Raw genomic sequence first — 22,505 nt, 5'->3', positions numbered from 1 at the left:
AAAAAACAATGCGGCGGGCGGTCGCTGCACCGGCGGGGTCAAAAAAGCCCGGCCGCCCCTTGTGCGGGGCGGCCGGGCCTGTGCCGCGCGCGGCAGGAACATTCCGACGGCGCGCAAGGTGCGCCGGTCAGGCCGGCTGCACCGGCGTTTCGTTGCCCAGCGCGGTGATGCGGTTCTTCTCGTCGACGAACACCAGCTTGGGCGCGTGGTCCTTGAGCTCGGCGTCTTCGTACTGGGCGAAGCTGGCGATGATCAGCAGGTCGCCCGGCGCGGCGCGGCGCGCGGCCGAGCCGTTGACCGAAATGATGCCCGAGCCGCGTTCGGCGCGGATCGCGTAGGTCGCGAAACGCTCGCCGTTGTTGACGTTCCAGATCTGCACTTCTTCGTATTCACGGATGTCGGCGGCCTCGAGCAGGTTCTCGTCGATCGCGCACGAACCGATGTAGTGAAGCTCGGCATGGGTGGTGGTCACCCGGTGCAGCTTCGATTTGAGCATGATGCGCTGCATAGCGTATTCCTTGGTTCTGCGGGTCCGCCCGACTCGGCGGCCCTTCTTCTGGCGCGAGATTAACGCGTCACTTCGACATTGTCGATCAGTCGCGTACGACCGAGGCGCGCGGCGGCCAGCACGACGAGGCGATGGGCGCCGGCGTGCGCGACCTCCAGCGTCGCCGCGTCGCGCACCTCGACGTAGTCGACCTGCCAGCCGGCGCCTTCCAGGTCGGCGCGCGCGGCGGCCTCCAGGTCGGCGTAGTCGCTGCGGCCGGCTTCGAGCGCCGCGCGGATCGTCGACAGGTTGCGGTAGAGGCGCGGCGCCTCGGCGCGCTCCTCGGCGGAGAGGTAACCGTTGCGCGACGATAGCGCCAGGCCGTCGTCGGCGCGGCCGGTGTCGACCGGCACGATCTCGACCGGGATGTTCAGGTCGTCGACCATCGCGCGGATCACGAACAGTTGCTGGTAGTCCTTCTTGCCGAAACAGGCGACGTCCGGCTGCACGATGTTGAACAGCTTGCTGACCACGGTCGCGACGCCGCGGAAGTGGCCGGGGCGGAAGGCGCCGCACAGCTCGTTCTGGATGTGCGGCGGTTCGACGTTGAAGTCCTGCCTGATGCGCGGGTAAAGCTCGGCCTCGTTGGGGTGGAACACGACGGCGACGCCCTCGGCCTCAAGCTTGGCACAGTCCTCGGCGAAGGTACGCGGGTAGGCGCCGAAGTCCTCGCCCTGGCCGAACTGCAGCCGGTTGACGAAAATACTCACCACCACCGCGTCGCCGCGTCGCTTCGCTTCGCGCACCAGCGACAGGTGGCCTTCGTGCAGGTTGCCCATGGTCGGCACGAAGGCGACGCGGCCGGCCGCTTTGCGCCACGCGCGCATGCCGGCGATGGTCTCGATGATCTGCATGGATGCTTTCCTTGATGACGGCTTGGCTGCGCCGCAGGCCAGGCCAAGCCGGTAGTCGACGTCACACCGCAAGGTGCGTTCAGAACATGTGCTCGGCAGCGGGGAAGGTCCGGCCGCGCACCGCGTCGGCGTAGGCGCGGATCGCGCCGGCGACGCTGCCGGTCTCGGCCATGAAGTCCTTGACGAACTTGGCCTTCTTGCCCGGGTAGATGCCGAGCATGTCGTACACCACCAGCACCTGGCCGGACACGTCGAGGCCGGCGCCGATGCCGATGGTCGGCGTCGCGGGGATCGCCTCGGTGACGCGGCGCGCGACGTCGGCGATCACGCACTCCATCACCAGCAGGCTGGCGCCGGCATCCGACAGCGCCTTCGCGTCGGCCAGAAGGCGCGCGGTGTCGTCGTCGGTCTTGCCCTGCACGCGGTAGCCGCCCATGGTATTGACCGACTGCGGCGTCAGGCCGATATGCGCGCAGACCGGGATGCCGCGCTCGACCAGGAAGCGCACCGTGTCGGCCATATAGGCGCCGCCCTCGAGCTTGACCATGTGCGCGCCGGCCTGCATCAGGCGGGCCGAGCTGGCGAAGGCCTGCTCGCGGCTTTGCTGGTAGGCACCGAACGGCAGGTCGGCCAGCACCAGCGCGTTTTTGGCGCCGCGCGCGACCAGCCGGGTGTGGTAGACCATCTCGTCCAGCGTCACCGGCAGGGTCGAGTCGGCGCCCTGCAGCACGGTGCCGAGCGAGTCGCCGACCAGCAGCACGTCGACGCCGGCCTCGTCCATCACCTGCGCGAAACTGGCGTCATAGCAGGTGAGCATGACGATCTTTTCGCCGTCCCGCGCCTTCTTGTGGAGGGTGTTGACGGTAACTTTCATGCGGATCCTTCCTCGATGCCGCGGCGGCAAGGAGTCATGGCCGCCGGGAAGCGCCGTTTCAGACGGCTTTGTTGAAGTAGCTGCGCTGGCCGCGCATGTCGCTGATGCAGCGCAACAATAGCTCGAAGTCTTCGTCGCTCGCAAGGTCGACGTGGTCGGCGTTGACGATCAAGAGCGGCGCGCGCTCGTAGCGGTGAAAAAAGGCGCTGTAGGCCGCGTGACTACTCTCGACCAGCCCCTGCGGCGCACCGAGGTCGGCGAGCCTGGCGAGGCTGCGCTCGAGCTCCGGCTGCAGGTAGATCACCAGGTCGGGAACCGGGTATTCGGGCAGGAAGGCCTGCGCGAGGCGCCGGTACAGCGCGTGCTCGGCTTCGTCGAGCACCAGCTCGGCGAACAGCGCGTCGCGTTCGAACAGGAAGTCGGACACCACCGGCTCGGCCAGCAGCTCGCCCTTGAGCATCCGGCGCGCGACGTCGGCGCGCCCGGTCAGGCTGTGCGTCTGGGTCGCGAAGGCCAGCGCCGGCTGCCCCTGCAGGAAACGGTCGAGAAACGGGTTGTCGTCGAGCGGATCGGGCACCAGACGCATGCCCCAGCGCTCGGCGAGGCGCTCGGCCAACTGCCGCTTGCCGACGCCCATCGGCCCTTCGACGACCACGTAACGGTATTCGGCCACGCTCTCCTCCTCGTTGTGCCTGCGGCGCGTTTCAGTCCAGTTTTACGATGCCCTGCCCGGCCAGCAAACCGGCCAGCGCCGCGGCCTTGCCGTGCGCGCCGAGCTCGAGCTCGGGCGCGATCTCGGCCAAGGGCACCATCACGAAGGCGCGCTCGTGCATGCGCGGGTGCGGCAGCGTCAGGCGCGCGTCGTCCCGCGTCACGCCCTCGTACCACAACAGGTCGAGGTCGAGCACGCGCGGCGCGTTGCGGAAGGTGCGCACGCGGCCGAAGCGCTCTTCGACGGCCTGCAGCGCGTCGAGCAGCGCGTCGGCCGACAAGGCGCTGTCGAACTCGGCGACCGCGTTGACGAAATCGGGCTGGTCGAGATAGCCGACCGGCACGGTGCGGTACAGCGACGAGGCCTTGGTCAGCGTCAGGCCCGGCAGCGCGGCCAAGGTCTCGATCGCCGCGCCGACCTGGCCGGCGGGATTCTCGAGGTTGCTGCCGAAGGCGACGAAGACGCGGCTCATGCGGCCTCCCCCGCGCCGTCACCGGTCTTCTTGCGCCGGCGGCGACGCTTGCGCTGCGCGCCGCCCTTGGGCGCGTCGTCGCGGACGCTGGCGGTCATGTCCAGACGCGCCTCGTCGCTCACGCTCTGGAAGCGCGTCCACCAGTCGACCAGTTCGCGCTCGACCTCGCCGACCTCGGCGCGCAGCGCAAGGAAGTCGTAGGCGGCGCGGAAACGCGGCTGCTCGAGGAAGCGGAACGGACGCTGGCCGCTGCGGTTCTCGAAGCGCGGCTGCAACATCCAGATCTCGCGCATCGTGGTCGAGAAACGGCGCGGGATCGCGAAGTCGTTGTCCTGCAAGGCCTCGACGTCGCTCATCGCCGCCATCAGCGCCCCGACCGGCTTCTCGCCCTGCGCGATGCGCTGCTGCCAGCGGTTGTAGACCTGATGCCACAACAGCGTCGCCAACAGGAAGCCGACCGACACCGGCTTGTCGGCGCGGATGCGCGCGTCGGTCGAATCGAGCGCGAGCTTGACGAAGGCCTCGCTGCCCGGCTCGTCCATCACGGCGGCCAGGAGCGGGAAGTTGCCGTGCGACAGCCCCTCGTCGGTCAGCTTCTTCAGGCACTGATAGCCGTGGCCCGAGTGCAGCAGCTTGAGCAGCTCGTCGAACAGGCGCGCCGGCGGCTCGTTCTTCAAGAGGTGGGCGTGCGAGCGGATCGGCTTTTGCGTCGACTCGTCGATCTCGAAGCCGAGCTTGGCGGCCAGGCGCACCGCGCGCAGCATGCGTACCGGGTCTTCCTGGTAGCGGCGCGCCGGCTGGCCGATCATCACCAGCTTCCTCGCCTGCAGGTCCTTCACACCGTGGTGGTAGTCGATCACCGACTCGTCGCTCGGGTCGTAGAACAGCGCGTTGACGGTGAAGTCGCGCCGGTGCGCGTCCTCCTCCTGCGAGCCGTAGCTGTTGTCGGTCATGATGCGGCCGGTCTCGTTCTTGTTGCCGACCTCGCCGCCGCGGAAGGTGGTGACCTCGATCGTCTCCGGCCCGACCATCACGTGCACGATCTTGAAACGGCGGCCGATGATGCGCGAGCGGCGGAACAGGTGGTGCACCTCCTCAGGCGTGGCGTTGGTCGCGACGTCGAAGTCCTTGGGCTCGACACCGAGCATCAGATCGCGCACGGCGCCGCCGACCACGTAGGCCTGGAAGCCCGCCTCCTGCAGCCGGCTGGTGACCTTGAGCGCGGCGAAGCTGAGGCGGTCGCGGTGCACGCCATGCTGGGTCACGGGGTAGATTTTGGGCTTGATGCCCTTGCGGGTACGGCCGCCGGGAAGTTCGAGCACGCGTCGGATAAGCTTGCGGATCATGTGAGGGTTGGCTTGAAAGGGAGGGATCGCAAGAAGATTTGCAAGGCGCCGATTATAGCGGGAACGCCCCGGCAAATACAGGCGGCCAAAAGCGCCGGCCGGAGGCCCAGCCCCCGGCGCCCCTCCCCGCCACCATCGCGCTTATTCGGCGAGCTCGAGGTCGGCCAGCAGCGCCGCCAGGAAGCGCGCCGCCTCGGCGCCGGTGCAGGCGCGATGGTCGAAGGTGATCGAGATCGGCAAGCGCCGGTGCAAGCCGATCGCGTCGCCCACCGCGACCGGTTCGAGCCTGGCGCGGCCGGCGCCGACGATGGCGACCGTCGGCGGCATCACGACCGGGCTCGCGTAGCGGCCGGCGAACATGCCGAAGTTGGACAGCGTGATCGTGTGGCCCTTGAGCTGTGCCGGCGCGAGCGAGCGCGCCCTCACCCTGTCCTTGAGCGCGTTCAGCTCGGCGCGGCAACGCGCGCGGTCGAGTCTTTCCGCGTGGCGGATCACCGGCACGAACAGCGCCTCCTCGGTGTCGAGCGCGATGCCGATGTCGACGTGCTCGAACACACGGCGCGCGAGCGCCTTGCCGTCGAACCAGGCGTTGAGCGCCGGCACCGCGCGACAGGCGGCGACCATCGCGCGCATCAGCCGCCAGGTCGCGTCCTCGCCCTTGGGCCAGGCGTGGATGTCGGCGTCGTCGACCAGCAGCACCGGCACCACCTCGGCGTGCGAGATCGCCATGTTCTGCGCCATCGCGCGGCGCGGGCCGCGCAGCGCCTGCGCTTCGGGCGCGGCTGGCGCGCCGTGGCGCGCGGCGGCTTCGACGTCGGCGCTGGTGATCGCGCCGTCCGGCCCGCTGCCGGCGAGCGTGGCGAGCTCGACGCCGAGCCGCGACGCCAGCGCGCGCACCGCAGGCGCCGCGCGCACGGCGACCGGCGCGGGCTTGCCCGCCGGCGCGACGTTGGCCGAGGGCTTGTCCTTGGCCGGCGTCGCGGCGACGTGGCTGTCGCCGACCACCGTCCCCGTGTCGTCGGGCGCGCCGTCGTCGATATCGACCAGCGCGCCGCCGAGCGGCACGATGTCGCCGACCCTGGCGTACAGTTTCACCACCTTGCCGGCGAACGGCGCCGGCACGTCGACGATGGCCTTGGCGGTCTCGACCGACAGCAGCGGCTGGTCGAGCACCACCTTGTCGCCCTCGCCGACCTGCCAGGCGACGATTTCCGCCTCGGCCAAGCCTTCGCCCAGATCGGGCAGCGTGAAGGTTTTCATGGCATCCCCCTTCCTGCGAACGGCGCGCGGGCCTCAGCGATAGGCCATCAGCGCCTCGGCCGCCGCGACGATGCGCGCCGCCGACGGCAGATAATCGTCTTCGAGCCGCGCCAGCGGCATCACCGTATCGTAGCCGGCGAGGCGACCGACCGGCGCGACGAGGCTCATCAGCGCCTCGCTCGCGACCTGCGCGGCGATCTCGGCGCCGGCGCCGAACAGCCGCGGCGCCTCGTGCACGATCAGGCAGCGTCCGGTCTTGCTCACCGACGCGAGGAGGGTGGCCGAGTCGAGCGGCCTCAGGGTCGCGACGTCGACCACCTCGGCCGACACGCCCCGTTCGGCCAACGTCTGCGCCGCCTGCCCCACCTCGACCAGCGTCGCCCCCCAACTGACTAGCGTGATGTCCGCGCCCTCGCGACGCACGAAGGCGCGCCCGAGCGGCAGCGCGGCGCCGTCGTCGGCGACCGGCTCCTTCAGCATCCGGTACAGCCGCGTCGGCTCGAGAAACACCACCGGATCCGGGTCGCGGATCGCCGCGAGCAAGAGGCCGTAGGCTGCCGCCGGCGTCGACGGCGTGACCACCTTGATGCCGGGGATGTGCGCCAGCCAGCCTTCCGGGCTTTCCGAATGATGCTCCGGCGCGTGGATGCCGCCGCCGACCGGCGTGCGCAGCACCATCGGGCAAGTCAGTCGGCCGCGCGTGCGGGTGCGCAGCCGGCCGGCGTGGTTGATCAGCTGGTCGAAACAGGAATACATGAAGCCGGCGAACTGGATCTCGGCGACCGGCTTCATGCCCTCGACGGCCATGCCGACCGCGCTGGCGGCGATCACCGTTTCGGCGAGCGGCGTGTCGCGCACGCGCTCCTCGCCGAAACGCGCGGCGAGGCCGCCGGTGGCGCGGAACACGCCGCCGTTGACGCCGATGTCCTGGCCGATCAGCACCACGTCGGGGTCGTCTTCGAGGGCGCGGGCCAGCGCGAGGTTGACCGCCTCGATCAGGGTCAGATCAGCCATGATGCCCTCCTTCGCGCGCGGCGAGCTCGGCGCGCTGCGCGACTAGTTCGGCCGGCAGTTCGGCGTACAGATAATCGACCATGCTGGTCAGCGGCTGCGGCGGCGTCGCCAGGTAGTCGGCGACGGCGGCCTCCAGCCGCGCCTGGTTGTCGGCGATCAACGCCTCCTCGTCGGCCTTGGTCCACAGGCCCTCGCGCGCCAACAGCGCGCGCAGCCGCACCAGCGGCTCCTCGGCCCAGGCGGCGCTGACCTCGTCGGCGCTGCGGTAGCGGCGCGCGTCGTCGGCGGTGGTGTGGTCGGTGAGCCGGTAGCTGAGCAATTCGACCACCGTCGGCCCCTCGCCGCTGCGCGCGCGCTCGAGCGCCTGGCCGACCACGTGGCGCACCGCGACCGCGTCGTTGCCGTCGGCCTGCACGCCGGGCACGCCGCCGGCGATCGCCTTCTGCGCGAAGGTCGCGCAGGCGGTCTGTCGCGCCGCCGGCACCGAGATCGCCCAGCGGTTGTTGATGACGACGAACACCGCCGGCAGCCGCCAGACGCCGGCGAGGTTGACCGCTTCGTAGAAATCGCCCTTGGAAGTCGCGCCGTCGCCGAGCACGCAGACGGCGACGCGCGCCTCCTTGCGGTACTGGAAGGCGGCGGCGACGCCGGTCGCGTGGCCGCAGTGGCTGGCGATCGGCACCGAGATCGGAAAGTCGCCGCGCGGCCCGGCGATGGCGCTGCCGCGCTCGTCGCCGGCCCAGTAGAGGAAGATTTCGACCGGCGTGACGCCGCGCCACAGGAAGGCGCCGGTCTCGCGGTAGGTCGGCAGCAGCACGTCGTCGGGCCGCATCACGCTGGCGAGCCCGACGGTGGCGGCCTCCTCGCCGAGCGAGGACGGGAAGGTGCGCAACTGGCCGGTACGCTGCAGCGCGACCGCGCGCGCGTCGAAGGCGCGCGTGAAAGCCATGGTGCGGTAGACCGGCACCAGGGCCGGCAGGTCGAGCCCCGGCGGCGGCTCGGCCAACGCCCCCTTGGCGTTCAGAAACTGGTGGTAGGAAACGGAAAACTGTGCCGCGGTTTTCATCTGCCTTCTCCTTGACAGAAGCCGTCTTGCCGGCCGGTTTGGCCCGGCGCTTGTCCGGCCGCGAGGATCGCCCGCATGCCGTCTTGATCGCCTACCCGGGCAGGTGGGATACCCTCAGCATAGTAGCGCCCGGCGCCGTTGCGGCAAGGACGAGCCTTGACGCATCGCAACAGCCGCCGCGATTGCCCGGCACGGCGAGCGGCGCCTACAATCCGGCTTCGACAACCCCCGCCTCCCGCATCGTGACGCCCATCCTCAGCTTCGACATCGAAACCGTGCCCGACGTTGCCGGCATCCGCCTGCTGACCGGTTTCGACCACACCATCACCGACTACAACGTCGTCGAGTACGCGCTACAGCGCCGCCGCGCCGAAACCGGCCAGGGCTTCGTCGCGCCCCACCTGCAGCGGGTGGTGGCGATCGCCGCCGTGCTGCACGACGCCTCGGGCGTTTCCCTCTACAGCTTCGGCGCGCCCGAGGCGGACGAGGCGGCCACGATCGCCGGCCTGCTCGAACTCGTCGAGGCGCGCGCGCCGCGCCTGGTCGGCTGGCGGGGCAACGCGCAGCTGGCCGCCGTGCGCAGCCGCGCGCTCGCGCACGGTCTGGTCGCGCCGCGCTTCTGGGCCGACGGCCGCGCCGACGACCTCGCCAACCGCGTCGCGCCGGACGGCGACGCGCCGGCGCTCGTCGACATCGCGCGCCTGTGCGGGCTGCCGGCCGCCGAACGCCTCGGCCCGCTCGCGGTGCGCGACGCCGTCGACGCCGGCCGCCTCGACGCGGTCCGCGCGCAGTGCGAATCGGCCGCACTCGCCACCCACCTCCTGGCGCTGCGCCTAGAACGGCTCGCCGGCCGCCTGACGGACGCCGCGCACCACGCCGCGCAATCCGCGGTGCGCGACGCACTCGACGCCGCCGCGCCGCGCTGGCGCGCGCTCGCCGACGGCTGGCCGCTTGACCGGCGCTGAGGTCGCCGGTAGATTCAAACCTCGCGCCGATTTGGGACTGCTTGCGGGCGCGTTACAAATGCCAGCTAAAGTGTCGAGGGAGAAACCCGCTCGAGCTTGTGGCTTGCGCGGGTTTTTCGTTTTGGACGGCCCGCGCGGCCTCCCTCGCACGACGGCGCCGATTTAATCGACAACTTGCAGAGCGCCGATTCCCAATCTGCTAAAGCGTCGCCCGCCGGGTCGGGCGATGAACCGTTCACCACGCTTCAGGAGCCTTGCCATGTACGACTGCCAGTCCGACCGCTATACCGACTTTTCCGCCCCGACCCCCGCCTCGGCCAACCTCGCGCTCACCGGTTCGCTGACGGCGCGCGCCGCCGGCCGCGACGCCCATGACGCGCTCGCGGCGCTGGCCGCGCACGCCGAGCGCCTCGGGCACGCGGTCGAACGCGCCGCCGATGCGGTGCGCGTCGACGGACTGGGCCTGGCCGATGCGCTGGCGCTCAACGCCGCGCACGGCGCGACGCTGCTGATCGACTGCGACCTGCGCGCCCGCCGCGCGGTGCGCCAGACGCACATCGACTGAGCGCCCCCGGCGGCGCGGCCTGGCCGCGAAGCGCGCTATAATCGCCGCTTAGCGGCCGCCGCCCTTATCCCGTGCGACGGCCCGCCCGGCCAACCTACGCGGCGCCACCCGCGCCGCCCGCACGGAACCCTATGCTGTTCGAACTGCACCGCACCCCGCGCCGCGACATCGCGCGCGAAGCCGGCTCGCTGATCCGCCTCGCGCTGCCGATGATGATCGCGCAGATCGCGCAGGTCGCCACCGGCTTCGTCGACATGGTGATGGCCGGCGCCGTCGGCACCGACGACCTGGCCGCCGTCTCGCTCGGCGCCAGCGTGTTCATCATGGCCTACGTCACGCTGATGGGCGTGGTCAGCGCGCTCAACCCCATCCTGTCGCACCTCCTGGGCGCAGGCCGGGTCGAGCAGATCGGCGCGACCGGCCGCCAGGGGCTGTGGTTCGGCTTCCTGCTCGGCTTGGCCGGCATGGCGGCCATGCTCGCGACGCGGCCTGTGCTGACCGCCTGGCTGCCGCTGCCGGCGCATGTGACCGCGATGGTCGACCTCTACATCGTCGGCGCCGCGCTCGGCATGCCCGCCGCGATGACGCACCGCGCGCTGCACGCCTACGCGTCGAGCCTGAACCGGCCGCGCCCCATCATGTTCATGAGCCTGATCTGCCTGGCGCTGAACGTGCCGCTCAACTACGTGCTGATCCACGGCCTGTTCGGCCTGCCGGCGCTCGGCGGCGCCGGCTGCGGCTGGGCGACCGGCATCGTGTTCTGGATCAACGCGCTGCTCCTGGGGGCCTATATCGCGCGCCACCCGCACTTTGCGCCCTTTGGCCTGTTCCGCCGTTTCGACGCGCCCGACTTCGCGCGCCTGCGCGAGTTTTTCAAGCTCGGCGCGCCGATCGGCCTGTCCTTCTTCACCGAGGTCAGCCTGTTCTCGCTGATCGCGCTCCTGGTCGCGCGCTTCGGCACCGTCGTCGTCGCCAGCCACCAGGCGGTGCTCAACGTGTCGAGCATCGCCTACATGATCCCGCAGAGCCTCGCGGTCGCGGTGTCGGTGCGCGTCGGCCAGGCCGGCGGCGCCGGCGACTGGCGCCGCGCGCGCTTCGTGTCGGGCGTCGGCCTCTTGGTCGGGCTGGCCGGCGCGCTGATCACGATGGCCGTCGTGATGGGCTGGCGGCACGAGATCATCGGCCTTTACAGCGACGACGCGCGCGTGCTCGCGCTCGGCGCGGGCCTCCTGGTTTATTCGGCGGTGTTCCAGCTCGTCGACGCGACGCAGACGGTCGCCTCCGGCGCGCTGCGCGGCTACAAGCTGACCGCGGTGCCGATGCTGATCCACACGCTGACCTTCTGGGGCGTCGGCCTCGGCCTCGGCGTCACGCTCGGGCTGACCGACTGGCTGGCCCCGGCGATGGGCGTCTACGGTTTCTGGTCGGCGCTGGTGGTCAGCCTGATCGCCGCCGCCGCGCTCCTGGTCGCCTACCTCGCCTTCGAAAGCCGCCGCCGGCTGGCGCGCCACACCGTTCAAGGAAACGCATGAGCCTCACCTTCGTCGAGCACGCCCCGCTCAAGCCGCACAACACCTTCGGCGTCGCCGTCAGCGCGCGCTGGTTCACCACGCTGTCCGAGCTCGCCGACCTGCCGGCGCTCATCGCGAGCGCCCCGTACCGCGAAGGCCCGGTGCTGTTCCTCGGCGGCGGCAGCAACCTGCTGTTCACGCGCGATTACCCCGGCCTCGTCGTCAAGCTGGCGCTCTCGGGCGTGCGCAAGATCGCCGAGGACGAAACCTCGGTCGTCGTCGAAGCGGCCGCCGGCGAGCCCTGGCACCCCTTCGTGCAACGGACCTTGGCCGAGGGCTGGTACGGGCTCGAGAACCTGAGCCTGATCCCCGGCACCGTCGGCGCCGCGCCGATCCAGAACATCGGCGCCTACGGCGTCGAGGTGAAGGACGCGCTGACCGAGGTGGTCTGCGCCGACCTTCACCACGGCGGCGCCCCGCTGACGCTCGCCAACGCCGACTGCCGCTTCGGCTACCGCGACAGCGTGTTCAAACACGAGGCGGCCGGCCGGCTGCTGGTGACCGCGGTGCGTTTCCGGCTGTCGAAAACGCCGCAGCTGAAAACCGGCTACGGCGACATCGCCGGGGAACTTTCGCGCATGGGCGTGACCGAGCCGACGCCGCGCGACGTCGCCGACGCGGTGATCCGCATCCGCCAGAGCAAGCTGCCCGACCCGGCGCGGCTCGGCAACGCCGGCAGCTTCTTCAAGAACCCGGTGGTCGACGCCGCCGCCGCCGCCCTGCTGCTCGAACGCTTCCCGACCCTGCCGCACTACCCGGCCGGCGACGGCCGCGTGAAGCTCGCCGCCGGCTGGCTGATCGACAACGCCGGCCTCAAGGGACATCGCGTCGGCGACGCGGCGGTGCACGAGCGTCAGGCGCTGGTGCTGGTCAACCACGGCGGCGCGAGCGGCCAGCAAATCCGCGCGCTCGCCGCGACGGTGCAGGACGCGGTGCGCGAGCGCTACGGGGTGCTGATCGAGCCCGAACCCGTCGTGCTCTGAGCGCCCGGCCCCGACAAGAAGCTCGGCCAACCCCAAAAGGTTGGCCGAGTTTTTTTGCGTCTACCGTTTGCGGCGACGCAACAACCACGTTGTCGAAATGCAACAACGGCGCGCATGAAATCAGACACCCTGTCGGAAAATATTCCCGAAATCGGACTGAACGTCCAATTAAGGCGCGCTGTCTATGGTGTTAGCAGGGCTGTCGCGCGGAGGCGTTTGACCAAAAGTCGAACCCTTCCCTAGCCTAAGGGGGACCGCACGCTTCGCCCATCCCACAAGGAGACCGCCATGATCGCCCATCCGGAACGCAAATACCGCGCCTTCCAGCCCGTCGCCCTGCCCGACCGCCGCTGGCCCGACGCGCGCCTGACCCACCCGCCGGTCTGGATGAGCACCGACCTGCGCGACGGCAACCAGGCGCTGATCGAGCCGATGAACGTCGAGAAAAAGCTGCGCCTGTTCGACGCGCTGGTCGCGATCGGCTTCAAGGAGATCGAGGTCGCCTTCCCGTCGGCGTCGCAGACCGACTTCGATTTCGTGCGCCGGCTGATCGACGAGAACCGCATCCCCGGCGACGTGACGATCGAGGTGCTGACGCAGTCGCGCGAGGACCTGATCGCGCGCACCTTCGAGGCGCTCCAGGGTGTGCGGCGCGCCATCGTCCACCTGTACAACCCGATCGCCGAGCCGTGGCGGCGCCTGGTGTTCCACGCCGGCCGCGACGAGGTGAAGGCGCTGGCGCTGAAGGGCACGCGGCTGATCCGCCAGATGGCCGACGCCCACCCGGACACCGAATGGGTGTTCGAGTATTCGCCCGAGACCTTCTCGGCCGCCGAGCCCGACTTCGCGCTCGAGGTGGTCGACGCGGTGTCCGAAGCGTGGGACCCGACGCCGGACGCGAAGATGATCGTCAACCTGCCGGCGACGGTCGAGATGGCGACGCCGAACACCTACGCCGACCAGATCGAGTGGATGCACCGCCACATGGCGCGCCGCGACGCGATCGTGCTGTCGGTCCACCCGCACAACGACCGCGGCACCGCGGTCGCCGCGGCCGAGCTGGCGCTGATGGCCGGCGCCGAGCGCGTCGAGGGCTGCCTGTTCGGCAACGGCGAGCGCACCGGCAACGTCGACCTCGTCACGCTGGCGCTGAACCTGTACAGCCAGGGCGTGCACCCGCGGCTCGATTTCTCCGACATCGACGCGGTGCGCCACGTCGCCGAGGAATGCACCGGCCTGCCGGTGCACCCGCGCCACCCCTACGTCGGCGACCTGGTGTTCACCGCCTTTTCCGGCTCTCACCAGGACGCGATCAAGAAGGGCATGGACGCGCGCCGCGACGACGGCGTCTGGGAGGTGCCCTACCTGCCGATCGACCCGGCCGACCTCGGCCGCAGCTACGACGCGATCATCCGCGTCAACAGCCAGTCGGGCAAAGGCGGCGTCAGCTATCTGCTGCAGCACGAGCACGGCTTCGAGCTGCCGCGCCGGCTGCAGATCGAGTTTTCGCGCGCGATCCAGCGCGTCAGCGACGCGACCGGCAGCGAAGTCACCGGCGACGACATCTTCCACCTGTTCTCCGGCGAATACCTCGAGCAGACCGAGCCCTACGGCTATCGCGGCCACCGCGTGGCCAGCGGCGACGGCGGCGTGACGATCGAGGCCGAACTGACCGTGTCGGGCCAGCCGAGCACCGTGTCCGGGCGCGGCAGCGGCCCGCTCGACGCCTTCGTCGCCGCGCTCGGCCAACCCGTCGCGCTGATCGACTACCAGGAACACGCACTCGGCAGCGGCGCGGCGGCGCGCGCGGTCTGCTACGTCGAAGTGCGCGTCGCGAACGGCGCGCCGCGCTGGGGCGTCGGCGTCGACCGCGACATCGTCGCCGCCGCGCTGCGCGCCATCCTGTCGGCCGTCAACCGCCACCTCGCCGCCGAGGCCGGCCGCCAACAACCCGCCCCGGCGCAGGCCGGCCGCTAGACCGCCGGCCGCCAAAGACAACGCCCCGCGTGCCGACAGGGCAGGCGGGGCGTCTTGCCTCGGCCAACGTTGGCCGAGCGCTCAACTCAACAGCCGCCGGCGCGTCAGGCGCACCGCGACGACGAAGGAAACCAGCGCGTAAGCCGCCAGCACCGCGACGCTCGTCGCGATGCCGGCCGGCACCGTGCCGTTGACGAGCGGACGCGCCAGATGGATCGCGTGCGTCAGCGGCAGCACCGCCGACACCGTCTGCAGCCACGCGGGCAGCTGCTCGACCGGGTAGAACACGCCCGACAGCAGCATCATCGGGCTGACCACCAGCGTGAAGTAGTACATGAAGAAGTCGTAGCTCGGCGACACCGCGGTCACCACCAGCCCCATGCCGGCGAAGGCGAGGCCGGACAGCGCGACCAGGGGCACGAGCCACAGCACCAGCGCGCTCTTGACCAACCCCAGCGCCGCCATCACGACGAGGATCGCCAGGCCGGACAAGAGGCTCTTGGACGCCGCCCACAGCCACTCGCCGAGCACCACGTCGTCGACGGTCAAGGGCGCGTTGATGATCGCCAGCCAGGTCTTCTGCACGTGCATGCGCGAGAACGCCGAGTAGAGCGCCTCGAAGGTCGCGCTGTTCATCGTGCTGTAGCAGACGGTGCCGGCGGCGAGGAACTGGATGTAGGGCACACCGCCGACCGACGGCAGCAGCGCGCCGATGCCGAAGCCGAGGCCGAGCATGTAGAACATCGGGTCGGCCAGGTTGCCGAGCATCGACGGCAGCGCGAGCTTCTTCCAGACCAGGAAGTTGCGCCGCCACACCGGCACGAAACGCCACGACAGTTGCGGCAGCATGTCAGCCCTCCAGCGGGGGTTGCTTGAGATAGCGCGCGTCGTCGAAGGTCGAAACCCAGTGCGGCCGGTAGACCACCAGCACCGCGAGCAGGAAACCGGTGGTGAACGCCTCCGACCACGACAGCAGGAAGTAGAACGGCAGCGCGTCGAGCAGCAGGTAGTCGGGCTCGTAGGCGCCGGCCAGCGCCAGCGCGCCGACGCCGGCCAGCGCCGACGCGAAAAAGCTTGCGCCGCCGGCGAGAAAGGCGTTGACGAACACGTAGACGAACAGGTTGGCCGGCAGAAAGCGACGCGCCAGCCACAGCGCGGCGCCGACCACGCCGACCGGCACCGCCGCCATCGTCAGCCAGTTGAGCCCGATCGCCAGCCAGCCGCCTCCCCCGGTCGCCGTCGCGACCGCCAGGATCGCCGCCAGCGCGATCAGCGCGCGCCACGGCCCCATCAGCAGCGTCAGTACCGCCGCGCCGAGCAGGTGGAAGCTCAGGCCCGGCTTGAAGCCGCCCGACAGCGACCACATCAGCAGCGTCAGCACCGCCGCGCCGCCCCAGGCGTTGGCGCGGCTGGGCGTCAGCGACGTGGCGTCGGCGCGCCAGACGGCGACGCACAGCCCTGCGAGCGCTGCCGCGCACGCGCACCACAGGAAAAGGGCCGGAAAGAGATGGGCGGGCAGGTTCATGACCACTGACGATGACGACACGAAGGTTCTGCGATGATACACCGGTCGGCCCCGCCCCGGCCGCCGGCCTGGTCTAGGCTGAACCAGGCCTCCTCACACCGTCATTCCGTCGCCCGCCACGATGCGCCCACCTGCCCCTGAACGCCGAACGGTCGTGCTGACCGCGCTGGCCGTCGCGCTCGCCACGCTGGCCGCCACCCTGTCGCCGCTCGCGCTGCCGCCCGGCTACCACGACTTCGCCGACCGCCGCAGCTGGCTCGGCGTGCCCAACGCCGCCGACGTGCTCTCCAACCTCGGCTTCGCGCTGGTCGGCCTGCTGGGCCTCGCCGAGCTGCGACGCGGCCGGCTCGCGGTCGCCCCGGCCGCGCGCGGCGCCTACGCGCTGTTTTTCTCCGCCCTGCTGCCGACCGCGCTCGGCTCGGCCTGGTACCACCTCGCCCCCGACGACGGCCGCCTGCTACTCGACCGCGCGCCCATCGTGCTTTGCAGCGCCGCGCTGATGGCCGCCGCTCTCGCCGAGGCCCGGCGACCGCCGCCCGGCTGCGCACGCGCGTGGCCCTGCGCCGCGCTCGCGGCGCTCGGCCTCGCGACGCTGGCCTACGCTCACCACAGCGGTGACCTTGCGCCTTACCTCGTGTTCCAGCTCGCGCCGCTCGCGCTGCTGCCGCTCGTCCAGACGCTCTACCCGACGCCGGCACGCCAGCGCGCCTCGATCGCCGTCGCGATCGTCTGCTACCTGCTCGCGCGCGGCGGAGAACTGGCCGACCGGGCGCTGTTCGACGCGCTCGGCGTCGTCAGCGGCCACACGCTCAAGCACCTGTTCGTCACGTTGGCGGTGGTCGCCGTCTGGCGCGGTCTGCCCCGCCACGCGGGCACGCGAAAACGCGGCTGAAAGCGCACAAAAAACCCGGCAGAACCGACTGCCGGGTTTTCCTCCCAGGGAGCCCCCCTGGACGCCTTCAGCTGGCGCTACCGATGGCCGCCATGCCCGCGACCGCCGAAGCCCCCCCTGCCGCCGCCGTCACCGTCGCCGCCGCGACCGCCGTGGCCTCCCTTGCCGCCGCCGTCACCGTCGCCACCGCGACCGCCGTGGCCTCCCTTGCCGCCGCCGTCACCGTCGCCGCCGCGACCGCCGTGACCTCCCTTGCCGCCGCCGTCACCGTCGCCGCCGCGACCGCCGTGGCCACCCTTGCCGCCGCCGTCACCGTCGCCGCCGCGACCACCCTTGCCACCGCCGTCACCGTCGCCGCCGCGACCGCCGTGACCACCCTTGCCGCCGCCGTCACCGTCGCCGCCGCGACCGCCGTGGCCACCCTTGCCGCCGCCGTCACCGTCGCCGCCGCGACCGCCGTGGCCACCCTTGCCTTCGCCCTTGCCTTCGCCCTTGCCATGGCCGCCTTTACCATGCCCCCCCTTACCGCCGTCGTCCTTTCCTCCACCGTCACCTTTGCCACCGCCATCGCTCGCACCGCTGCCACCGCTCGCGCCACCGCCACCGCTCGCGCCGCTGCCACCGCTCGCACCGCCGCCATCGCTCGCGCCACCACCATCGCTAGCGCCGCCCGTCGAGTTGCCGCTGCTGGACGGCCCCCCTTGCCCCCCGCCAACGCCCGCCAGGCCTGCGGTGCGGGCACCGAACTGTCGGCTGCCGTCGCCACGATAGAGTCGCAGGGCATCTTCGCGCGGCATTCCGCCACGCCCCAGGCCAACAAGGTCCAGGCCGTCGTCGTAGGCCGCCGCTGCCGTCGCGATCGGATCGGAAGAGTCCGCGAAAGCGGTACCGCCAAGCAACAAAGCGACCATCGCCGCCAAGGTTTTGACTTTCATCTTGCCCTCCATTTGGCTGAGCAGCCGGCGCAGCGGACGCCTTCCCCTTCACGCACGCCTCGCCGCGAACGCTCCGCAGCGGCTTGCGACCCGCCCCTTCCGGCTATCGAAAGAGACCAACGCACTGCTCCTCACGCGAAAAGCGTGCCAAATGGATTGACAAATGCAAAAAACACCGAAAAATCACATGAAATCATTGAATATCAACAATATAAATCCGCCAAACCCCTCCAACCCACCCTCGCCCTCACCCAGAAATCCGGAAAAACCCAGGCCGATCAAGGCCGACCGTCTCAATCCTGATACACCCTAAGTCCCGCCTCGCGTCCGCTCGCCGCATTCCGTCAGGCTTGCGGCGCCGGGCGGAAACCGTCGCAGATCTGGCACAGTGGGCACGTCCGCTCCCCTGGCCGTGCCCGGCAGCCCCGACGCTGTCCCGGTTTTGCGACAGTCGCCTGACGCGCCCCATCGAACGCAAAGCGGCGCTTCGCGTTTACAATGCGGTTTTTGCTATCCGGAATCCGCCATGTCGACCCTGCCCCCGTTCCACCTGATCGCCCAGCAAGTGAGCGTCGCGCTCGCCGAGGACGTCGGCGAGCGCGACTGGACCGCCGAACTGATCCCCGAGCAGCAGCCCGGCCGGGCGACGGTGATCGCGCGCCAGACGGCGGTGGTCTGCGGCCAGCCGTGGTTCGACGAATGCTTCCGCCAGATCGACGCGCGCTGCACCGTGACCTGGGGCGTCAAGGAAGGCGAAACGGTCGACGCCGGCCGCCAGCTGTGCGAGATCGAGGGTCCGGCGCGCGCGCTGCTGACCGCCGAACGCGCCGCGCTGAACTTCCTGCAGACGCTGTCGGCGGTCGCCACCGTCACCCGCCGCTACGCCGACGCGGTCGCAGGCACCCGCGCGCGCGTGCTCGACACGCGCAAGACGCTGCCCGGCCTGCGCCTCGCGCAGAAGTACGCGGTCACCGTCGGCGGCGGCGACAACCAGCGCATCGGCCTGTACGACGGCATCCTGATCAAGGAGAACCACATCATGGCCGCCGGCGGCATCGCCGCGGCGCTGGCCGAGGCGCGCCGCATCGCGCCGCCGCACGTGACGCTGCAGGTCGAGGTCGAGACGCTGGCAGAGCTCGACGAGGCGCTCGCGGCCGGCTGCACGCTGATCCTGCTCGACAATATGAGCCTGGACGACATGCGCGAGGCGGTGCGCCGCAGCGCCGGACGCGCCCGGCTCGAGGCCTCGGGCGGCGTCGACCTCGCGACGGTGCGCGCGATCGCCGAGACCGGCGTCGACCGCATCTCGGTCGGCAAGCTGACCAAGGACGTCGAGGCGGTCGACCTGTCGATGCGCTTCAAGCTGTAAACGCCCGCCATCCCTCGATAAGATTCAAACCACAACCGAGACTGAAGGAATCGCCATGTCCCAATTCGACAACGTCAGCGTCGTCAAGAAAGCCAACGTCTACTTCGACGGCAAGTGCGTCAGCCACTCGATCGTCCTGGCCGACGGCAGCAAGAAATCGGTCGGCGTCATCCTGCCGTCCAGCCTGACCTTCAACACCGGCGCGCCGGAAATCATGGAGGTGATCGCCGGCGAATGCCGCGTGAAGCTGGCCGGCGAGAGCGAGGCCAAAACCTACAAGGCCGGCGAATCGTTCACCGTGCCGGGCGATTCGAGCTTCGACATCGAGGTGACGAGCACGCTGCACTACGTCTGCCACTTCGGCTGACCGCCGCGGCGCCCGACGAAAAAAAGCTCGGCCAACCTTGACGGTTGGCCGAGCCTTTTTTCGTCCACGCCACCGGGGTGCGGGATCAGGGTCCGCTCCCGCCCAGCGCCTCGACCAGCGCGCGCAGCATCGCCGCGGTCGCGCCCCAGACGCGGTCGCCGCCGTGGTGCAGCACCCAGTACTCGCCCTGCACGCCGCCGCGCTCGTAGCGCTCGGCGACGAAGGCGCCCGGCGCCGCCGCGCACGCGAGCGGCAGCTCGAACACGCTGTCGACCTCGGACGGCTGCGGCGTCAGCGCCACCGGCGGCACCAAGAGGCCGACCACCGGCGTGACGAGAAAGCCGGTCACCGTCGCGTAATCGGCCAGCCGGCCGACCACGCACACCTCGGCCGGCTCGACGCCGACCTCCTCGCGCGCCTCGCGCAAGGCGCCGGCGACCGCGTCGCCGTCGCCGGCCTCGATCTTGCCGCCGGGGAAGCTGATCTGGCCGGCGTGGGTCGGCAGCGACAACGCACGGCGCGTCAAGAGCACGGTCGGCTCCGCCGGGTGCCAGATCAGCGGCACGAGCACCGCGGCCGGCGTCAGCGGCCCGGGGCCCAGGCCCGGCGGGCGGACGAAGGGGGCGCGGGCGGACGGCGCGGCGAGTCGCTGCCGCAGCCAGCGGGTGGCGTCATCCGGGTGCTCGGGCCACATGGCATCCTCTTTAGTCGGGGTGAGCGGGTTTGACGATCTTGGGCAGCGTCAGTTCTTTCCAGTGCGCAATCAGCCGCAGCGCGAGCCCGCCCCAGAACAGCAGTTGCAGGTTCAGCGGCGTCGCCAGCCCGAAACGCTCGAGCAGGTAGAGGCCGCCGCCGACCAGGATGGCGACCGTGCCGTAGAAGTCCTGATTCAGGATGAAGGGAATGTCGTTGACCAGCATGTCGCGCACCATGCCGCCGCCGACGGCGGTGATGAAGGCCAGCGCCAGCACGCCGAAGGCGTTCAGGTCGAGCTCGATGCCGACCATCGCGCCGGTCAGGCTGAAGGCGACCAGGCCGATCGAATCGGCGACGATGAACAGCCGCGCGATCAGCTCGTTTTCGCGCTGGTGCAGGCGCAGCGCCCAGGCGACGAACAGCGTCGCGCCGATGACGAGCAGCGGCTCGGTGTCGTAGAACACGCGCGGCACGCGGCTGATCAGCGCGTCGCGGATCAGCCCGCCGCCGATCGCAGTCAGCAGGCTGACGATCACCACGCCGAGCACGTCCAGATGCTTTCTCACGCCGACCAGATAGCCGGAGAAGGTGAACGCTGCCGTCCCCGCCACCGCGAACCAGTCCACCGCCATTACGCCCCCCATTTTCACCGCCTTTCGTTTGATTATCGCGCAAAAAGAAAGAGCGCCGGACCCCGTCCGGCGCTCTGCGAACCGCAAACCACGTGGGCCTTATCGACGCATCGAGTCGAAGAAGGCGGCGTTGTTCTTGGTGGCGCGGATCTTGTCCTGCAGGAATTCCATCGCCTCGAGGTCGTCCATCGGGTACAGCAGCTTCCTGAGCACCCAGATGCGCTGCAACTGGTCCTGCGGGATCAGCAGCTCCTCGCGGCGGGTGCCCGAGCGGTTGATGTTGATCGCCGGGAAGATCCGTTTCTCGGCCATGCGGCGGTCGAGGTGGATCTCCATATTGCCGGTGCCCTTGAATTCCTCGTAGATCACGTCGTCCATGCGGCTGCCGGTGTCGATCAGCGCGGTGGCGATGATGGTCAGGCTGCCGCCCTCCTCGACGTTGCGCGCGGCGCCGAAGAAGCGCTTCGGGCGCTGCAGCGCGTTGGCGTCGACGCCGCCGGTCAGCACCTTGCCCGACGCCGGGATCACGGTGTTGTACGCGCGCGCCAGACGGGTGATCGAATCGAGCAGGATCACCACGTCCTTCTTGTGCTCGACGAGGCGTTTGGCTTTCTCGATCACCATCTCGGCGACCTGCACGTGGCGGGTGGCCGGTTCGTCGAAGGTCGAGCTGACCACCTCGCCGCGCACCGAGCGCGTCATTTCGGTCACTTCCTCGGGACGCTCGTCGATCAAGAGCACGATCAGCTCGACTTCCGGGTGGTTGGCGGTGATCGCGTGCGCGATGTTCTGCAGCATCACCGTCTTGCCGGACTTCGGCGGTGCGACCAGCAGGCCGCGCTGGCCCTTGCCGATCGGCGCGACCAGGTCGATCACGCGGCTGGTGGTGTTCTCCTCCGCCTTGATGTCGCGCTCCAGCTGCAGGCGCTCGGTCGGGAACAGCGGCGTCAGGTTCTCGAACAGGATCTTGTGCTTGGCGTTCTCCGGCGGCTCGCCGTTCACTTTGTCGACCTTGACCAGCGCGAAGTAGCGCTCGCCCTCTTTCGGCGTGCGGATCTCGCCCTCGATGGTGTCGCCGGTGTGCAGGTTGAAGCGGCGGATCTGGCTCGGGCTGACGTAGATGTCGTCCGGGCCGGCCAGGTACGAGGTGTCGGGGCTGCGCAGGAAGCCGAACCCGTCGGGCAGCACCTCGAGCGTGCCCTCGCCGTAGATACTCTCGCCTTTCTTGGCCTGGTTTTTCAGGAGAGCGAAGATCAGGTCCTGCTTGCGCAGGCGGTTGGCGCCATCGATTTCGTTGGCGATGGCCATCTCCACGAGTTCACTGACGTGCAGATGCTTGAGGTCGGATAGATGCATAACGGGAAGGAGCGTGAGCCTTGGCTACAGGGTTTGAGCGGGAACAGCGGGATGCGGGGAAGATACAGGACGGGCGGCTTTGCGCCGCCCGTTTCGGAACTACGTCGGAGAATAGAAGGTTTACAGGTGGCTGTCAATGAACTGGACCAACTGCCCCTTGGCCAGCGCGCCGACCTTGGTCGCCGCCACTTCGCCGTTCTTGAACAGCATCAGCGTCGGGATGCCGCGGATGCCGAACTTCGGCGGGGTCAGTTCGTTCTGGTCGATGTTCAGCTTGACGATCTTCAGCCGACCTTCGTACTCCTTGGCGACCTCGTCGAGGATCGGGGCGATCATCTTGCACGGACCGCACCACTCGGCCCAGTAGTCGACCAGGACCGGGCCATCGGCCTTCAGGACATCCTGTTCGAAGGAATCGTCGGTTACGTGCAGAATCAGATCGCTCATAGCTTCCTCTTATCATCAAAGCGGTTCGGTTAGCACCGATGGTAACAAGCGCGCGAGGCGCGCGGCAAGTTTCTGCCGTC

Annotated in this window: 24 protein-coding genes and 1 riboswitch; of the genes, 9 read left to right on the top strand and 15 right to left on the bottom strand. The window is 69.9% G+C overall.

Going from position 1 to position 22,505, the window contains the following annotated elements; genetic code table 11:
• Nucleotides 1–127: 127 nt before the first annotated feature.
• The 9 genes from panD to pdhA form a co-directional block, all read right to left on the bottom strand.
• Entirely contained in the window at nt 128–508 is a 381-nt protein-coding gene (panD, locus tag EV683_RS03870) for an aspartate 1-decarboxylase (RefSeq protein ID WP_066614392.1), read from the bottom strand.
• 59 nt (nt 509–567) lie between these two features.
• The gene (panC, locus tag EV683_RS03865; protein ID WP_131861897.1) at nt 568–1,401 is read right to left on the bottom strand and encodes a pantoate--beta-alanine ligase; all 834 of its coding nucleotides are present in this window, start codon (nt 1,399–1,401) and stop codon (nt 568–570) included.
• 79 nt (nt 1,402–1,480) lie between these two features.
• Entirely contained in the window at nt 1,481–2,275 is a 795-nt protein-coding gene (panB, locus tag EV683_RS03860) for a 3-methyl-2-oxobutanoate hydroxymethyltransferase (RefSeq protein WP_131861896.1), read from the bottom strand.
• A gap of 58 nt (nt 2,276–2,333) precedes the next feature.
• On the bottom strand, nt 2,334–2,948 hold the full coding sequence (locus EV683_RS03855; RefSeq protein WP_066614395.1) for a deoxynucleoside kinase: 615 nt from the start codon (nt 2,946–2,948) through the stop codon (nt 2,334–2,336).
• Nucleotides 2,949–2,979: 31 nt separating this feature from the next.
• A complete protein-coding gene (gene folK, locus EV683_RS03850; protein ID WP_131861895.1) occupies nt 2,980–3,459 on the bottom strand; it encodes a 2-amino-4-hydroxy-6-hydroxymethyldihydropteridine diphosphokinase in 480 nt (159 codons plus the stop codon).
• Nucleotides 3,456–4,805: a polynucleotide adenylyltransferase PcnB gene (gene pcnB, locus EV683_RS03845; RefSeq protein ID WP_131861894.1), complete on the bottom strand. Its 1,350-nt coding sequence runs from the start codon at nt 4,803–4,805 to the stop codon at nt 3,456–3,458. Before pcnB ends, folK begins: the two co-directional genes overlap by 4 nt.
• A gap of 141 nt (nt 4,806–4,946) precedes the next feature.
• The gene (locus tag EV683_RS03840) at nt 4,947–6,065 is read right to left on the bottom strand and encodes a dihydrolipoamide acetyltransferase family protein (protein ID WP_131861893.1); all 1,119 of its coding nucleotides are present in this window, start codon (nt 6,063–6,065) and stop codon (nt 4,947–4,949) included.
• Between the two features lie 33 nt (nt 6,066–6,098).
• A complete protein-coding gene (locus EV683_RS03835; RefSeq protein WP_066614401.1) occupies nt 6,099–7,079 on the bottom strand; it encodes an alpha-ketoacid dehydrogenase subunit beta in 981 nt (326 codons plus the stop codon).
• Nucleotides 7,072–8,145, bottom strand: a complete 1,074-nt coding sequence (gene pdhA, locus EV683_RS03830; RefSeq protein ID WP_131861892.1) for a pyruvate dehydrogenase (acetyl-transferring) E1 component subunit alpha — start codon at nt 8,143–8,145, stop codon at nt 7,072–7,074. The genes EV683_RS03835 and pdhA overlap by 8 nt, the downstream gene beginning before the upstream one ends.
• Before the next feature lie 242 nt (nt 8,146–8,387).
• On the opposite strand from pdhA, the gene EV683_RS03825 reads away from it, so the two are divergent.
• The 5 genes from EV683_RS03825 (at nt 8,388) to leuA (ending at nt 14,206) form a co-directional block, all read left to right on the top strand.
• Nucleotides 8,388–9,110: a 3'-5' exonuclease family protein gene (locus EV683_RS03825; RefSeq protein WP_165916782.1), complete on the top strand. Its 723-nt coding sequence runs from the start codon at nt 8,388–8,390 to the stop codon at nt 9,108–9,110.
• Nucleotides 9,111–9,123: 13 nt separating this feature from the next.
• Nucleotides 9,124–9,199: riboswitch (SAM riboswitch) on the top strand.
• A 170-nt stretch (nt 9,200–9,369) separates the two neighbouring features.
• On the top strand, nt 9,370–9,675 hold the full coding sequence (locus EV683_RS03820; RefSeq protein WP_066614406.1) for a hypothetical protein: 306 nt from the start codon (nt 9,370–9,372) through the stop codon (nt 9,673–9,675).
• A gap of 131 nt (nt 9,676–9,806) precedes the next feature.
• Nucleotides 9,807–11,207: an MATE family efflux transporter gene (locus EV683_RS03815; RefSeq protein WP_131861890.1), complete on the top strand. Its 1,401-nt coding sequence runs from the start codon at nt 9,807–9,809 to the stop codon at nt 11,205–11,207.
• The gene (gene murB / locus EV683_RS03810; protein ID WP_131861889.1) at nt 11,204–12,229 is read left to right on the top strand and encodes a UDP-N-acetylmuramate dehydrogenase; all 1,026 of its coding nucleotides are present in this window, start codon (nt 11,204–11,206) and stop codon (nt 12,227–12,229) included. The genes EV683_RS03815 and murB overlap by 4 nt, the downstream gene beginning before the upstream one ends.
• 288 nt (nt 12,230–12,517) lie before the next feature.
• The gene (gene leuA, locus EV683_RS03805) at nt 12,518–14,206 is read left to right on the top strand and encodes a 2-isopropylmalate synthase (RefSeq protein ID WP_131861888.1); all 1,689 of its coding nucleotides are present in this window, start codon (nt 12,518–12,520) and stop codon (nt 14,204–14,206) included.
• Between the two features lie 81 nt (nt 14,207–14,287).
• Here leuA and EV683_RS03800 read toward each other — a convergent pair whose 3' ends face one another.
• Both EV683_RS03800 and EV683_RS03795 read right to left on the bottom strand, forming a co-directional pair.
• The gene (locus tag EV683_RS03800) at nt 14,288–15,055 is read right to left on the bottom strand and encodes an ABC transporter permease (RefSeq protein WP_131861887.1); all 768 of its coding nucleotides are present in this window, start codon (nt 15,053–15,055) and stop codon (nt 14,288–14,290) included.
• A 1-nt stretch (nt 15,056) separates the two neighbouring features.
• Nucleotides 15,057–15,731, bottom strand: a complete 675-nt coding sequence (locus EV683_RS03795) for an energy-coupling factor ABC transporter permease (RefSeq protein ID WP_131861886.1) — start codon at nt 15,729–15,731, stop codon at nt 15,057–15,059.
• 154 nt (nt 15,732–15,885) lie between these two features.
• On the opposite strand from EV683_RS03795, the gene EV683_RS03790 reads away from it, so the two are divergent.
• The 4 genes from EV683_RS03790 to ppnP all read left to right on the top strand — a co-directional run bounded on the left by EV683_RS03790 (nt 15,886) and on the right by ppnP (nt 19,294).
• A complete protein-coding gene (locus EV683_RS03790) occupies nt 15,886–16,623 on the top strand; it encodes a hypothetical protein (RefSeq protein WP_131861885.1) in 738 nt (245 codons plus the stop codon).
• An 83-nt stretch (nt 16,624–16,706) separates the two neighbouring features.
• Nucleotides 16,707–17,861 carry a hypothetical protein gene (locus EV683_RS14380; RefSeq protein ID WP_207910396.1) on the top strand — a complete coding sequence of 385 codons (1,155 nt, stop codon included), beginning with the start codon at nt 16,707–16,709 and terminating at the stop codon, nt 17,859–17,861.
• Nucleotides 17,862–18,084: 223 nt separating this feature from the next.
• Nucleotides 18,085–18,927 (top strand): carboxylating nicotinate-nucleotide diphosphorylase, encoded by an 843-nt coding sequence (nadC, locus tag EV683_RS03775; RefSeq protein WP_066614420.1) that lies wholly within the window; start codon nt 18,085–18,087, stop codon nt 18,925–18,927.
• A gap of 55 nt (nt 18,928–18,982) precedes the next feature.
• Nucleotides 18,983–19,294 (top strand): pyrimidine/purine nucleoside phosphorylase, encoded by a 312-nt coding sequence (gene ppnP / locus EV683_RS03770; RefSeq protein WP_066614422.1) that lies wholly within the window; start codon nt 18,983–18,985, stop codon nt 19,292–19,294.
• 85 nt (nt 19,295–19,379) lie between these two features.
• Here ppnP and EV683_RS03765 read toward each other — a convergent pair whose 3' ends face one another.
• The 4 genes from EV683_RS03765 to trxA all read right to left on the bottom strand — a co-directional run bounded on the left by EV683_RS03765 (nt 19,380) and on the right by trxA (nt 22,425).
• Nucleotides 19,380–19,988, bottom strand: a complete 609-nt coding sequence (locus EV683_RS03765; RefSeq protein ID WP_131861884.1) for a CoA pyrophosphatase — start codon at nt 19,986–19,988, stop codon at nt 19,380–19,382.
• Nucleotides 19,989–19,998: 10 nt separating this feature from the next.
• The gene (locus EV683_RS03760; protein WP_131861883.1) at nt 19,999–20,634 is read right to left on the bottom strand and encodes a trimeric intracellular cation channel family protein; all 636 of its coding nucleotides are present in this window, start codon (nt 20,632–20,634) and stop codon (nt 19,999–20,001) included.
• 87 nt (nt 20,635–20,721) lie between these two features.
• Complete coding sequence (rho, locus tag EV683_RS03755; RefSeq protein ID WP_066614426.1) at nt 20,722–21,978, bottom strand: transcription termination factor Rho; 1,257 nt, start codon at nt 21,976–21,978, stop codon at nt 20,722–20,724.
• A 120-nt stretch (nt 21,979–22,098) separates the two neighbouring features.
• A complete protein-coding gene (gene trxA / locus EV683_RS03750) occupies nt 22,099–22,425 on the bottom strand; it encodes a thioredoxin TrxA (RefSeq protein WP_066614428.1) in 327 nt (108 codons plus the stop codon).
• Between the last annotated feature and the right edge of the window lie 80 nt (nt 22,426–22,505).

The sequence above is a fragment of the Crenobacter luteus genome, assembly GCF_004345725.1.
Classification (GTDB): Bacteria; Pseudomonadota; Gammaproteobacteria; order Burkholderiales; family Chromobacteriaceae; genus Crenobacter; species Crenobacter luteus.
Note: the sequence above shows the minus strand (reverse complement) of the source record. Positions and strands in the feature narration are given on the sequence as shown.

Coding starts and splice junctions, on each gene's coding strand:
- rho (WP_066614426.1), bottom strand. CDS start 21,978: ATGCATCTATCCGACCTCAAGCATCTGCACGTCAGTGAACTCGTGGAG.
- folK (WP_131861895.1), bottom strand. CDS start 3,459: ATGAGCCGCGTCTTCGTCGCCTTCGGCAGCAACCTCGAGAATCCCGCC.
- leuA (WP_131861888.1), top strand. CDS start 12,518: ATGATCGCCCATCCGGAACGCAAATACCGCGCCTTCCAGCCCGTCGCC.
- EV683_RS03795 (WP_131861886.1), bottom strand. CDS start 15,731: ATGAACCTGCCCGCCCATCTCTTTCCGGCCCTTTTCCTGTGGTGCGCG.
- panC (WP_131861897.1), bottom strand. CDS start 1,401: ATGCAGATCATCGAGACCATCGCCGGCATGCGCGCGTGGCGCAAAGCG.
- EV683_RS03840 (WP_131861893.1), bottom strand. CDS start 6,065: ATGAAAACCTTCACGCTGCCCGATCTGGGCGAAGGCTTGGCCGAGGCG.
- murB (WP_131861889.1), top strand. CDS start 11,204: ATGAGCCTCACCTTCGTCGAGCACGCCCCGCTCAAGCCGCACAACACC.
- EV683_RS14380 (WP_207910396.1), top strand. CDS start 16,707: ATGGCCGCCATGCCCGCGACCGCCGAAGCCCCCCCTGCCGCCGCCGTC.
- panD (WP_066614392.1), bottom strand. CDS start 508: ATGCAGCGCATCATGCTCAAATCGAAGCTGCACCGGGTGACCACCACC.
- EV683_RS03835 (WP_066614401.1), bottom strand. CDS start 7,079: ATGGCTGATCTGACCCTGATCGAGGCGGTCAACCTCGCGCTGGCCCGC.
- EV683_RS03820 (WP_066614406.1), top strand. CDS start 9,370: ATGTACGACTGCCAGTCCGACCGCTATACCGACTTTTCCGCCCCGACC.
- trxA (WP_066614428.1), bottom strand. CDS start 22,425: ATGAGCGATCTGATTCTGCACGTAACCGACGATTCCTTCGAACAGGAT.
- EV683_RS03760 (WP_131861883.1), bottom strand. CDS start 20,634: ATGGGGGGCGTAATGGCGGTGGACTGGTTCGCGGTGGCGGGGACGGCA.
- pcnB (WP_131861894.1), bottom strand. CDS start 4,805: ATGATCCGCAAGCTTATCCGACGCGTGCTCGAACTTCCCGGCGGCCGT.
- EV683_RS03765 (WP_131861884.1), bottom strand. CDS start 19,988: ATGTGGCCCGAGCACCCGGATGACGCCACCCGCTGGCTGCGGCAGCGA.
- EV683_RS03815 (WP_131861890.1), top strand. CDS start 9,807: ATGCTGTTCGAACTGCACCGCACCCCGCGCCGCGACATCGCGCGCGAA.
- panB (WP_131861896.1), bottom strand. CDS start 2,275: ATGAAAGTTACCGTCAACACCCTCCACAAGAAGGCGCGGGACGGCGAA.
- EV683_RS03800 (WP_131861887.1), bottom strand. CDS start 15,055: ATGCTGCCGCAACTGTCGTGGCGTTTCGTGCCGGTGTGGCGGCGCAAC.
- pdhA (WP_131861892.1), bottom strand. CDS start 8,145: ATGAAAACCGCGGCACAGTTTTCCGTTTCCTACCACCAGTTTCTGAAC.
- nadC (WP_066614420.1), top strand. CDS start 18,085: ATGTCGACCCTGCCCCCGTTCCACCTGATCGCCCAGCAAGTGAGCGTC.
- ppnP (WP_066614422.1), top strand. CDS start 18,983: ATGTCCCAATTCGACAACGTCAGCGTCGTCAAGAAAGCCAACGTCTAC.